Source organism: Buttiauxella agrestis, from assembly GCF_900446255.1.
In the GTDB taxonomy this organism is placed as follows: domain Bacteria; phylum Pseudomonadota; class Gammaproteobacteria; order Enterobacterales; family Enterobacteriaceae; genus Buttiauxella; species Buttiauxella agrestis.
Genome location: NZ_UIGI01000001.1, coordinates 2,949,977 through 2,962,209, shown reverse-complemented (window position 1 = coordinate 2,962,209; position 12,233 = coordinate 2,949,977). Strand labels below are relative to the sequence as shown.

Below are 12,233 nucleotides of genomic sequence, written 5' to 3'. Positions count from 1 at the left end.
GCGGAAAATCCCCCGTAAAATCAAATTTATGAATTGTTACTAATTGGATCTTATTATCCAGATGCACACTTTTGTTGCGCGACAGCGCTTTCTCGAACGCCGCTGGTTGTTAGCACTGTTCGCCACAATGCTAGGCATGGTGGTGTTGAGCCTGAGCGCAGGGGATCAATGGTTTGCCCCACAACACTGGATGCGTGAGGATGCGCAGCTGTTTATCTGGCAAATTCGCCTGCCACGTACATTAGCGGTGTTGCTGGTTGGCGCGGCACTGGCGATTTCTGGCACTATCATGCAGGCGCTTTTTGAAAATCCGCTGGCGGAACCGGGTCTATTAGGCGTTTCCAATGGCGCGGGTGTGGCCTTAGTGGCGGCCGTTTTACTTGGACAGGGCATGCTGCCGGGTTGGGTTTTGGGTATCTGTGCCATTGCTGGTGCGCTGATTATCACCTTCATCCTGCTGCGTTTTTCACGTCGTCATCTTTCGAATAGCCGCTTGCTGCTCGCCGGTGTGGCGCTGGGCATCATCTGTAGCGCACTGATGACCTGGGCAATTTATTTCAGCAGCAGCCTCGACCTGCGCCAGTTAATGTACTGGATGATGGGCGGGTTTGGTGGCGTGGACTGGCGGCAATGGTGGCTCATGGTCACGTTATTGCCCGTGATGCTGTGGTTATGTCGCAACTACGCCCCATTGAATCTGATGGCGCTTGGCGAAATATCCGCACGTCAGCTCGGTTTGCCTGTCTGGGTATGGCGCAACATTCTGGTGATAGCGACAGGCTGGCTGGTGGGCGTGAGCGTTGCGCTTGCTGGCGCAATTGGTTTTATCGGCCTGGTGATCCCTCATATGTTACGTCTGAAAGGTTTAACCGATCATCGTATTTTACTGCCCGCGAGCGCGTTGGCTGGTGCCACAGTGTTATTGGGGGCCGATGTGATTGCTCGCCTGGCTTTGGCTTCCGCAGAATTACCGATTGGCGTCGTGACAGCAACGTTAGGCGCACCTGTATTTATCTGGCTATTATTAAAAGCTGGGAAATAATCAAACGCTATTCAATTCAGGGGTAAATAATGCAAGACATTCTGAACACTCAAGTTACTACCATTGATGGTGAAGCCACAACGCTCGAAAAGTGGAAGGGCAAAGTGCTGCTGATGGTGAACGTTGCCTCTAAATGCGGCCTGACAGTGCAATACGAGCAACTTGAAAACCTACAGAAAGAATATGAGCAGCAAGGCTTCTCAGTGCTCGGTTTTCCGTGCAACCAATTCCTGGGGCAAGAGCCGGGTAGCGAAGAAGAGATCAAAACTTTCTGCAGCACCACTTACGGCGTCACTTTCCCTATGTTCAGCAAGCTGGACGTGAACGGTGAAAATCGCCACCCGCTATATGAAAAACTGGTCGCCGCCGCACCGAATGCCGTCGCGCCCGAAGGCAGCGGTTTTCTGGAACGCATGAGCAGCAAAGGCCGCGCTCCAGCTCATCCTGGCGATATTCTCTGGAACTTCGAAAAATTCCTGATTGGTCGTGATGGTCAGGTAATTCAACGCTTTTCACCAGACATGACGCCTGACGACGCAATCATTGTTGATGCAATTAAGTCGGCACTGGCAAAATAATGCCGTTGTTGCAACTTAATGATGTCGCAGTGGCGGAACGGCTTGGGCCGATTTCCGCCACGGTTCATGCTGGTGAACTGATACACCTTGTCGGGCCAAACGGGGCCGGGAAAAGCACCTTGTTAACACGGGCTGCGGGTTTAAGCTCCGGTGGCGGGCAAATCACTTTTGTTGAACGTGAACTGAATGACTGGCAACCGATACAGCTGGCACGTCATCGGGCTTATTTATCTCAACAACAGATGCCGCCATTTTCCATGCCCGTCTGGCACTATTTACAGCTTCATCAAACGCTCGGCCCTACAGACACCCTTATGCTCGACCTTGTGGAAACGCTCGGTCTGACCGACAAACTCACCCGCAGCGTGAATCAGCTTTCGGGTGGGGAATGGCAACGTGTTCGTCTGGCCGCTGTCGTTCTGCAAATTCATCCTGAAATCAATCCGCAAGGGCGTTTACTCTTGTTGGATGAGCCAATGAATAGCCTCGATGTCGCGCAACAAACTGCGCTGGACAGGATCCTGGTGGCATTGTGTGAAGCGGGTATTGCGGTGGTGATGAGCAGCCATGATTTAAACCATAGTTTGCGCCATGCGCACACCGTCTGGTTATTGCGGGCTGGTAAAATGATTGCGCAAGGAAATCGGGATGAAGTGCTGTCACCGCAACATTTAGCGACAGCTTATAACATGCACTTCCGCCGATTGCAGATTGAAGGGCACAGTATGCTAATAGCCCCGCTTTAGATGATGGTAAAAACTTGCACCAAATCATAGGTAAGCGCTAAATTACTGGAAATTATAAACGGGTGAGGATTAGCCTGAAATGCGTGTATGGATTCTTCTTGTAGCATGTCTGGTTCTCGCAGGGTGTAGCCATCATGCGCCACCGCCAAATTCTCGTTTATCGGACTCAATAACGGTCATCGCAAAACTCAACGATCAGCTCAGTGGCTGGCATGGCACGCCTTACCGTTATGGGGGAATGAGCCGCCGTGGCGTTGACTGTTCCGGCTTTGTCTCTATTACCTTCCGCGACAGATTCGAGTTACAACTCCCGCGTGAAACAAAGCAGCAGGCGAAGATCGGCACGCAAATAGACAAAGACGATTTGCTGCCGGGCGATCTGGTTTTCTTTAAAACCGGTTCTGGTGAAAGCGGTTTGCACGTCGGTATTTACGATACGGATAACCAGTTTATTCATGCTTCGACCAGCCGTGGCGTAATGCGCTCGTCGCTTGATAACGTCTACTGGAGCAAAAAATTCTGGCAGGCTCGCCGCATCTAGTTTTACGCGTCAGGGCCAGCAAATGGCCCTAAACGTGACTCCCTTCCGCAATTCCATGGTTAACTCAGGCGCTATTGATAATTTCAGGTAATATCTGGGTGCATTTCGTTCCCTTGAAAGGATAGTTCATGGTTACTCTGGAAGATGTTGCCGCCAGCGCAGGTGTATCCCGGGCAACCGTTTCACGCGTCGTGAATGGCGATACTAAAGTTAAATCGCAGACGCGTATCAAAGTTGAAGCCGCCATTGTTGAATTGGGTTACTCCCCAAATCCCGCCGCTCGCGCGTTAGCTTCGAGCCAAAGTCATACTCTCGGTTTAGTCACCACGTCATATCGCGGCGGTTTTTTTGGTGCCTTAATGGACACCGTACAAAGTGAAGCTGAACTAAATGGTAAGCAATTGTTGGTGACGCAAGGGCGAGATACGGCTGAGAAAGAACTCAATGCCATTCAGCGGCTGTTTAATCTGCGCTGCGACGGGCTGGTATTACACGTTCGCGCCATCAGCGATGAAACGCTGAATCAACTGGCGGAACAAGAAAAGAAATTTATCATATTAGATAGGGACGTTCCCGGCCTCGAACCGCGTTGTGTGGTGTTTGATCACCGCTCCGCAAGTGCGTGTGCCACCCAGGTATTTATTGATGCAGGGCATACTAAAATTGCCTGTCTGCACGGGCCGGTAAGCCGTTCTTCAAGTTTACTGCGCAGGCAAGGTTTTATCGATGCCGTGGACCGGGCAAACATTGAACCTGTTGCGATTCTGGGGGGCGAGTATGATATGCCCAGCGGCTATCAACTGGCCGCGCAACTGCTTGAAAATACGCAGCCGACGGCAATTTATTGTTGTAACGAAGAACTGGCCATTGGCGCAATGCTGGCTATCACCGAACGCGGGTTGCGAATTCCCCAGGATATCTCACTTATATGTTATGACAGTGGGGAACGAGCCGCATTTGTCCGCCCCGCAATTACCAGCGTCCATTTTCCGATAACTGAAATGGCCCGCTTCGCTATCCGTAAATTATTGGACTCTCATTGCGAGAATGAATCTTTTTCACCCGAGATAATCCATCGCGATTCAGTTCGTGTTATTCGCTAAAACTGGCGATAATGACTTAAACAGGATAATATATCTTTCGACTTTCAAGTTGTTGATGTGTTGGCGACGTTTACATACCCCTGTCACTTTGTTTACTCAGCTCCTCAGGGTTTGTTTTCTTTTCAGCCTTCCAGCAACATGAATTCCAATAAGCATTTAATTATACTTAAAGAAGATTCTGATACGCATTCAGGGACGATTTTGCATTTAATTACAATAAAATCAATCCAGCTAATCCTGGATACTCATCGTGTCACGATACCATCCACCTCATTTGATACGCGGTTGGGAACATGATCCTCGCATTCGATGTACAATATCGCTCGGATTTTTATTTCCAGCCTGTTTACTTACCTAATGATGAACTTTTAGGTATTGAATTATTACTTAATTTTGTTGGCGTTGACGCCCCGGTGCGTATTCCAACTGAATTAGTGAACTCGACAATTACACCAGAACAGCAATTACAATTATTCAAAGAACAAATAGAATTACTCGATAACTATCAAGAATTCTTTAAGACTCAAAATATAGTTGTCTGGGTGAATATAAGCGTGGTAATTGTTGATGCGGTTTTAGCCAGTACCGAGCTGCATTCCCGGTTGATGCAGCTTTCATTCATTGAATTCTCTATCAATGAGAACTTTCCCGAGTTAAATCTTGGCAATGAAAATGCCAGGCTAATGGCAATGACGCAGCATTTTCCATTAGCGTTGGCTAATTTTGGTGCTGGAATTGCGACCACTAAACCGATTTTCGACGGTTTATTTAAGCGTGTGTTTTTGGATAAGGCGTTTATTCATAAACAAATTAAACAACGTTCTTTTGAGCCTTTTATGATGGCATTACTGGCGCAGCTTTCGCCGTTTTGCCAGACTCTGGTGATCAACGGTGTTGATGAAGATACTGCTCGCCAGAAAGTGCTTTCATTATCGGACTTTGCTATGCAGGGTAATTACTGGCCCGCTATTCCTTCAAACGCGCTGATCGACTGGCTCCATCCTTATTCTCTGCATTAAGAGAATACCCCTGCCAATGTGCCGTGTTTAAAACTTCACACAAGCACTACACTATCGGCAGGAGGTTCCATGACCAATAAACCTGTATTCAACAATAGCTGGCACGATGAATTGCCCGGCTTCTATACGGCTCTTAAGCCAACACCGCTGCACAATGCGCGTTTGTTTTACCATAACCGCCCTCTGGCCGATGATCTGGGTCTGGATGATTCATTGTTTGATGCAGTCCACACGGGTATCTGGAGCGGTGAAACACTGTTGCCGGGAATGCAGCCTTTGGCGCAAGTATACAGCGGGCACCAGTTTGGCGTCTGGGCGGGGCAGCTTGGCGACGGACGTGGTATTTTGCTCGGCGAACAGCAGTTAGCTGACGGGCGTAAATTCGACTGGCACCTTAAAGGGGCGGGATTAACGCCATACTCACGCATGGGCGATGGCCGCGCGGTGCTCCGCTCAACGGTTCGCGAGTTCCTTGCGAGTGAAGCTATGCACGGGTTAGGCGTTCCAACCTCGCGTGCGCTCAGTATTGTCACCAGCGAAACGCCGGTACAACGTGAAACGACCGAACACGGTGCGATGATGATTCGCGTGGCGCAAAGTCATGCTCGCTTCGGCCACTTTGAGCATTTCTACTATCGTCGGGAACCGCAAAAAGTCCAACAACTGGCGGATTACGTGATTGCCCATCACTGGCCGCATCTGGTCGACGAAGCCGATAAATACCCGCTTTGGTTCCGTGATGTTGTCGAACGTACAGCGCAAATGATTGCCCACTGGCAAACTATTGGTTTCGCCCATGGCGTAATGAATACCGACAATATGTCGATTCTTGGGCTGACGATGGATTACGGCCCGTACGGTTTCCTCGATGATTATCAGCCCGATTTTATCTGCAACCATTCTGACCATCAGGGGCGTTACGCTTTTGATAATCAGCCTGCGGTTGGGCTGTGGAATCTGCAACGTCTCGCGCAAACGCTGTCACCGTTTATTTCTGTGGAGTGGTTAAACGAGTTGCTCGATCATTATCAATTCGCGCTAATGAAAGCTTTCGGTGAGTTAATGCGTGGGAAACTGGGGCTGCTAACCGAGCAAACGGCGGATAACGAAATTCTCACCGAGCTATTCGGGCTGATGGCCAAAGAGGGGAGTGATTACACGCGCACATTCCGCATGTTAAGCCTGACCGAACAAAACGCTGCCAGCTCGCCGCTACGTGATGAATTTATCGACCGCGCAAGTTTTGATAACTGGTTTACTCGTTATCGCACCCGTTTGCAGGCCGAACAGGTCAGCGACGAACAGCGTCAACAGGCGATGAAAGCCGCAAACCCTTCAATCGTGTTGCGTAACTGGTTGGCACAACGGGCAATCGATGCCGCCGATAAAGGGGATGTGAGTGTGCTGGCGCAACTGCATGAAGCGCTGCGCCAGCCATTTGCTGAACATTCTACTGATTTGACCCAACGCCCGCCGGACTGGGGCAAGCGGTTAGAAGTGAGTTGCTCGAGCTAACCTTTTTTGTCGGTCGTACAGCAGCGTCATCCGACAAAACGATCACGGCTGCAACCAAACCTGCGGCACCGGGTGTTCAGGATGACTGAACACCCGTAAATCAGCCTGATACCAGTGTTGTAAGATAGCCTCGTTCAACACTTCTCGCGGCAAACCACTGGCAACCAGTCGTCCTTCGTGCAACAAAACAATCCGGTCGGCCCACAATGCGGCCAGGTTCAAATCATGCAGCACCACGCAAACAGATAACGTCCCCATCAACGATAACCGGCGCAGCAAACGCAGGATGTGTTGCTGATGATAGAGATCGAGTGCAGAAGTCGGTTCATCTAAAAACAGCCAGCCGTGGGGTTGCCCGTCCTGCCACAATTGCGCCAGGGCGCGTGCAAGCTGGACGCGCTGTTGTTCACCGCCAGAAAGCTGGCAAAAATCGCGCCCGGCGAGCGTATCGCATCCCGTCAGCGCCATCACTTCCTGAACTACCGCCATTGTCTCTTTTTCCGGCCACGGCGCACGTCCCATGGCGATGACATCCTCGACCGCCCAACTAAACGCCATGCCACCGCGCTGGCGCATCACCGCGCGTTTGCGCGATAACGCTTCGCCAGACCATTCATGTAACGGGCGTCCGTCCAGGGAAATATAGCCACTTTCTGGCTGCTGAAAACCGGTAAGCACCCGGAGTAGCGTGGATTTTCCCGCACCATTTGGGCCGATTAGCGCGACCACTTCGCCCGCCGCCAGCGTCAGATTAATATCATCAAGCAGCTTTCGAGCGCCTGAGCGTAGCGTGACGTTTCGCGCCAGGAGTAAATCAGCCATCCGTTTCTCTCCGTTGACGGAAAATTAATGCCAGGAACCACGGGCCGCCGAGCAGGCTGGTCAGCAAACCTACCGGCATTTCCGCAGGGGCAACCAGTGTGCGGGCGAGGGTGTCCGCAACCAGCAATAGCATCGCTCCTGCCAGTACAGATCCCGGGATCAGCCAGCGATGATCGGCCCCAAGCCACATCCGTACCAGATGCGGAACCACCAGACCCACGAAACCAATCACACCGCTCACGGCAACCGCCGCCGCCACCAGCAATGCGCTTAGAATCAGCAACTGACGCTGCGTTTTTTTGACGTCCACGCCCAGGTAATGGGCTTCTTCGTCACCCAGTTGCAAAAGATTAAGGCGTCTGGACAGGAACGCGATAGCCACTGAAGCCGGAAGAATAAACGAGGCGGTGGCCAGTAACGTTGACCACTGCGCCTGTCCAAGACTGCCCATCCCCCAAAGCGACAACTGGCGCAGCTGCGCATCGTTGCTTATCCAGGAAAGCACTCCCACCGCCGCACCGCATAACGCATTAATCGCGATACCAACTAACAGCAGGCGCGAAAGGCTATTGTTGCCCTGGCGGCTCAGGAAGAAAATCACCAACGTGACGGCGAGGCTGCCCAGAAATGCGGCAAGCATCGGAACATACAACGCCAATACAACAGGCAAGGCGAACGGCATGACGACCGAAAAACCGACCGCCAGTGCCGCGCCGCTGCTGATCCCGAGCAAGCCAGGATCAGCCAGCGGGTTACGAAACAGTCCCTGCATCACGCAACCTGAAAGCGCCAGTGCGCCGCCTACCAGCGTCGCCAGCAGCACGCGAGGCAGGCGAATATTGAGCCAGATATGGCGCAATGCGTCGTCCTGGGCTTGCCACAAAACGGCAATGGAAAGCCGCATGGCGCCTAAATTGGCGGCAACTAAAGACAGCACTAACAACGCCAAAACCATGGCGAACAGGGCGCGTTGAGGCAGGGGACGGCGTATCAAGGCAATTGCTCCGCTTTATGACGTAATGCAAGAATCGCATCCGGCGTTTGCAGGCCAAAACCCAGCAAAGCCATATCATCCACCACTAATAGCTGGCGGTTTTTCCCGGCAGGGGTTTGCGCAAGGCCCGGTAACTTCCAGACGTTATCTTCGCCGCCCAGTGTTTTCACGCCGTCGGCAGTGACCAGCACCAGTTGTGGCTGGCTGGCAATCACACCTTCCTGCGACATGGGCTGGTAACGTTTGAAACCTTGCATCGCATTTTGCAAACCAGCGGCATGAATTGCGGCATCAGCCGCAGTTTCTTGCCCGGCTGCCATCGCGGTCATGCCGCCATGACTCATGATAAACAACACTTTTACCGGCAGTGGGTTTTCAGGAATCGCCGCCAGCCTGGTATGGACTTGCTGGCGCAAAGCGTCGCCCTGGGCCGTTTTTCCCATGGCCTGTGCTACCGCAGCAATCTTGTCATCAATCCCATCCAGCGAATTTGTGGCGGGAATCGTCACGACTTTGACGTGGCTGCTGGCAACCTGCTCCAGCGCAAGTGAGGGTTTCGCCTGCGCGCTCGCCAGCACCAACGTTGGGCGCATGGCCAGAATCCCCTCGGCATTAAGCTCACGCATATAGCCAACGTCAGGCAGTTTGGTTGCCGCCGCCGGATGCAGACTGGTGCTGTCACGAGCGACTAACTGGTCGCTCGCACCTAATGCGTAGGCAATTTCTGTGACGTCGCCGCCAATTGCCACCACCCGTTCACTGGCGGTGACAACCACAGGCATTGCAAGCAGGGCAATTAGCCAGCGTTTCATGCGGCCAGCCCTTTGCTTACCAGCGCCTCAAGCTGAGTGCGCCACTGTTGTTGCTCCGGTTCGCCTTCAGTACGTTGGCCGTAAAGTTGAGCGATTTGCGTGCCATCGGCGGCAAACAATTCAAGGCTGGTAACAAAACCGTCACCGCTTGGCTTACGTGTGATCCAGCTTTCAGCGATGGTGTCAGCCAGCAAGTGCAGCGTGAATTGCGGGTTAAAGATGTTAATCCAGTTGTCCATCGGCACGACTTTTTCAACGACACCGGTGAAAATCTGCACGCTACCCTTGTTGCCAACAAACACCATGATTTCGTTTTTGTCTTGTTTAGCCATCGCCAGCAGTTGTGTCAGTGCGCTGTTATCAACCTGGCAGGCCAGGTCTTCTGCGACCAGTCGGAATGCTTGTTGGCGTGTGAGCTGGTGGCGTTTGAGCAGCCCGAAGAACTGATGCACGTCACGCATGGCGCGCCATTCATCTTCAACAAGTCGGCCATCAACAGCTGGCGTCATGACATTTTCTTCCGCCGCTTGCAGTTCAAGTTCCGGGTTATCGGCATAAATGTACGTCGCGAGAACCTGGCCCCAGGCCGCAAAATCCGTGTTGTCAGTGGTGTAAACCTTCAGCAGGGCATCGCCCTGATGGTCAAAGAATTGAATGCTTTGACGTTCACCGCGTGCAGTTTCCTCGCGAACGTGGAAGGCGAAAGCCCACTGATTCAGGAACAGGCGCAAGTCCAGCGCACGCGGGTTAAGAACCAGCCCGGCGTGACCGTGCAATTGCTGATTCTCGAAGCGCCCGATGTGCTCATGTACCGCATATTCATTCCGGCAGATGGACTTAATTTCACCCACGCTTTCCAGAGAGGTGAGGATGTCGCGCACTTCTCCTTTCAGGCGCCAGGCATCATGCCCGACGCGGGCATGAGTTAATTCGGCTTCGCTGATATTCATCAGTTTTGCGATGTCGCGAGCATATTTTTTAGGGTTCTGTTGTTTTAGCTGCAACCAGTTTTCATAACGCTGAGTCATATTGCTTCCTTACCATTGATAACTAACGAAGATTTTGCCGTTACGGCCATCTTGAGGGAGCCCCTGTGGCGACCAGTATTCCTTATCAAAGGCGTTACCCAGTACCAGGGAAGTGGTTAGCCCGCGCAACTGCTGCTGACCGGTATAACTGATATAGAAATCATTCACGCCATAGCCTGGCTGCGCGCTATAGCTGCTGCTGATATGCGTGGAACTTTCAGCAAAAGTGCCAACCCAGCCCACGGAGAAGCCGCTTTGTGCAACGGGAACGTCAAGAATGCTGGTGACGGTGTCCGGATTCAGACTTGAAATCCACTCGCCGGTGTCGGTGTCTTTCCCGCGGGTGCGGTTATAAGCCAGATCCAGGCTGAACCAGGCGCTGGTGTATTTCGCTGTCATATCCCAGCCCCAAATTTTTGCGTTAGGGACGTTGTAAGACATGGTGGTCGCGCGGGCGAAATCGACGGTAGTTGAAATATAGTCTTTCGCTTTGGTATCGAAGTAGCTGGCTTTGAATTCAATGCCGTCGTCAGCCAGCATTAAATCGTCGAAGCGCAGGCCGAAACCGTATTCCTGAGTTTCGTTGGTTTCCGGGCGCAGGTTAGGGTTCGGTACCCAATAGTTGGTGTAACGGGAACCAATTGAGAAGTGTTTCGCATCGTTATACATTTCGCCCATCGTCGGGGCGCGGAAGGCTTGTGCGTAAGAACCGAACACCATCAGCCAGTCGGTTGGCGTAATGGACAGTGCGCCACGAGATGACCATTCGTCAGCATTCACATCCTGATAGCCGTCGCTGCTGCCGCTGTAATCGTCATAACGCGTGCCCGCGAGAATAGAAACAGGCAGGTCGCGCAGGGTGATTTCATCCTGCAACCAGCCAGAGCCGAAGTCGATATTGGCCTGTGGGAAGCCGGTTGCGTTGCCGCCAGGTTTTTGATCCTGGCGGTAATATTCACCACCATAAGTCAGCAAATGTGCGGCAAAGCTGTCGGTAAACAGGCGGCTGCGGTTTTCAAGTTTGCCGCCGGTTGTGGTCTGTTTGCGGAATTCAGATCCGTCGGTTTGACCCTGGGCGTTAATACGCGCTTCAGACCAGTAAGCGGTGGCATCAGCATTCAGCCAGTCACTCTGCTCCGGCCCGATATGGTATTTCACCTGCGCGTCACGCTGAATGGTCGAACGATCAACCATCGGATTGCTTGGGTCAGCAGTCGTTGTTTGCGGGTTTTTGGGTTCACGAGCGGCGTTATTGTAGTATCGCAGGGAGCCACCCAGAGATTGTGCCGGGTCGATATACCACGTGCCTTTGGTCAGGAAGTTGCTGATGCTTTCATCGTTAGGAGCCGTTTCACCGTCGCTCTGGCGAATATCACCCCGATCGCGGCTTGACCAGGCCACCAGACCGTCAAGATTGTCTGTGCGGCCAAAAGCACTGGCACCCATGCCAACGCTATGGTCGCCGGTGGCTCCTGTACCAAATACGCGATATCCGCTGTTTTGGCCTTCGTACAGCAAATCGCTGGCATCAGCGGTTTCATAGGAGATGACCCCGCCTAACGCGCCGCTGCCGTAGAGCAGAGCAGAAGGGCCACGCACCACTTCGATACGTTTGATCAACGCCGGATCGATAAACGTGCTGTTGAGGTGCCCGGTGTCAGTCCCCTGGCGGACGCCGTCAACCAGCATCAACACACCACGGCGGTCATAACCACGCATATTGATGTCCTGACCGTTGGTGCGACCGGAGCCGGAAACGGTAATCCCCGGGACTTTACGCAACATATCAGCGGCAGATGAGGCGGTCTGGCCTTCAGGAGTATCGCCATCAATGACGGTAACCATCATCGGCGCTTCGAACGTGCTGCGTTGGTTTCCCGTGGCGACAACGGTCATTTGATCGTCTTTTGCACTGGCGGGCAGGGCAGAAAATACCGCAACAGTCAGTAATGACAGACGGAATCCGACTGTGTGTAAAGCAGGCATGCGCAAATCTCCATAAGAAAATTAAAAGCGCTGGCTGCCTGGGGATG

At 52.5% G+C, this 12,233-nt stretch carries 12 protein-coding genes; 7 read left to right on the top strand and 5 right to left on the bottom strand.

Features of this window, described 5'->3' with window-relative positions; all coding sequences use genetic code 11:
* Positions 1 to 61: 61 nt before the first annotated feature.
* The 7 genes from btuC (at position 62) to selO (ending at position 6,544) form a co-directional block, all read left to right on the top strand.
* Positions 62 to 1,042 carry a vitamin B12 ABC transporter permease BtuC gene (btuC, locus tag DY231_RS14070; RefSeq protein WP_115629225.1) on the top strand — a complete coding sequence of 327 codons (981 nt, stop codon included), beginning with the start codon at positions 62 to 64 and terminating at the stop codon, positions 1,040 to 1,042.
* A gap of 26 nt (positions 1,043 to 1,068) precedes the next feature.
* The gene (locus tag DY231_RS14065) at positions 1,069 to 1,620 is read left to right on the top strand and encodes a glutathione peroxidase (protein WP_115629222.1); all 552 of its coding nucleotides are present in this window, start codon (positions 1,069 to 1,071) and stop codon (positions 1,618 to 1,620) included.
* Positions 1,620 to 2,366, top strand: a complete 747-nt coding sequence (gene btuD / locus DY231_RS14060; RefSeq protein WP_256682669.1) for a vitamin B12 ABC transporter ATP-binding protein BtuD — start codon at positions 1,620 to 1,622, stop codon at positions 2,364 to 2,366. The genes DY231_RS14065 and btuD overlap by 1 nt, the downstream gene beginning before the upstream one ends.
* Before the next feature lie 79 nt (positions 2,367 to 2,445).
* Positions 2,446 to 2,907: an NlpC/P60 family protein gene (locus DY231_RS14055; protein WP_115629217.1), complete on the top strand. Its 462-nt coding sequence runs from the start codon at positions 2,446 to 2,448 to the stop codon at positions 2,905 to 2,907.
* Between the two features lie 128 nt (positions 2,908 to 3,035).
* Positions 3,036 to 4,010, top strand: coding sequence for a LacI family DNA-binding transcriptional regulator (locus DY231_RS14050; protein WP_115629214.1), 975 nt, complete (start codon positions 3,036 to 3,038; stop codon positions 4,008 to 4,010).
* A gap of 293 nt (positions 4,011 to 4,303) precedes the next feature.
* Complete coding sequence (locus DY231_RS14045) at positions 4,304 to 5,029, top strand: EAL domain-containing protein (protein WP_115629212.1); 726 nt, start codon at positions 4,304 to 4,306, stop codon at positions 5,027 to 5,029.
* Between the two features lie 69 nt (positions 5,030 to 5,098).
* Entirely contained in the window at positions 5,099 to 6,544 is a 1,446-nt protein-coding gene (selO, locus tag DY231_RS14040) for a protein adenylyltransferase SelO (protein WP_115629209.1), read from the top strand.
* Positions 6,545 to 6,586: 42 nt separating this feature from the next.
* Here the strand turns inward: selO and DY231_RS14035 are convergent, their stop codons facing one another.
* From DY231_RS14035 to DY231_RS14015, 5 genes are read right to left on the bottom strand one after another with little or no spacing between them, the layout of a single operon-like run.
* A complete protein-coding gene (locus DY231_RS14035) occupies positions 6,587 to 7,366 on the bottom strand; it encodes a heme ABC transporter ATP-binding protein (RefSeq protein ID WP_115629207.1) in 780 nt (259 codons plus the stop codon).
* Entirely contained in the window at positions 7,359 to 8,321 is a 963-nt protein-coding gene (locus DY231_RS14030) for a FecCD family ABC transporter permease (RefSeq protein ID WP_115631848.1), read from the bottom strand. Before DY231_RS14030 ends, DY231_RS14035 begins: the two co-directional genes overlap by 8 nt.
* 35 nt (positions 8,322 to 8,356) lie before the next feature.
* Positions 8,357 to 9,172, bottom strand: coding sequence for a heme/hemin ABC transporter substrate-binding protein (locus tag DY231_RS14025; protein WP_115629204.1), 816 nt, complete (start codon positions 9,170 to 9,172; stop codon positions 8,357 to 8,359).
* Positions 9,169 to 10,200: a hemin-degrading factor gene (locus DY231_RS14020; RefSeq protein ID WP_115629201.1), complete on the bottom strand. Its 1,032-nt coding sequence runs from the start codon at positions 10,198 to 10,200 to the stop codon at positions 9,169 to 9,171. Before DY231_RS14020 ends, DY231_RS14025 begins: the two co-directional genes overlap by 4 nt.
* 9 nt (positions 10,201 to 10,209) lie before the next feature.
* A complete protein-coding gene (locus tag DY231_RS14015; protein ID WP_115629198.1) occupies positions 10,210 to 12,186 on the bottom strand; it encodes a TonB-dependent hemoglobin/transferrin/lactoferrin family receptor in 1,977 nt (658 codons plus the stop codon).
* Positions 12,187 to 12,233 lie beyond the last annotated feature (47 nt).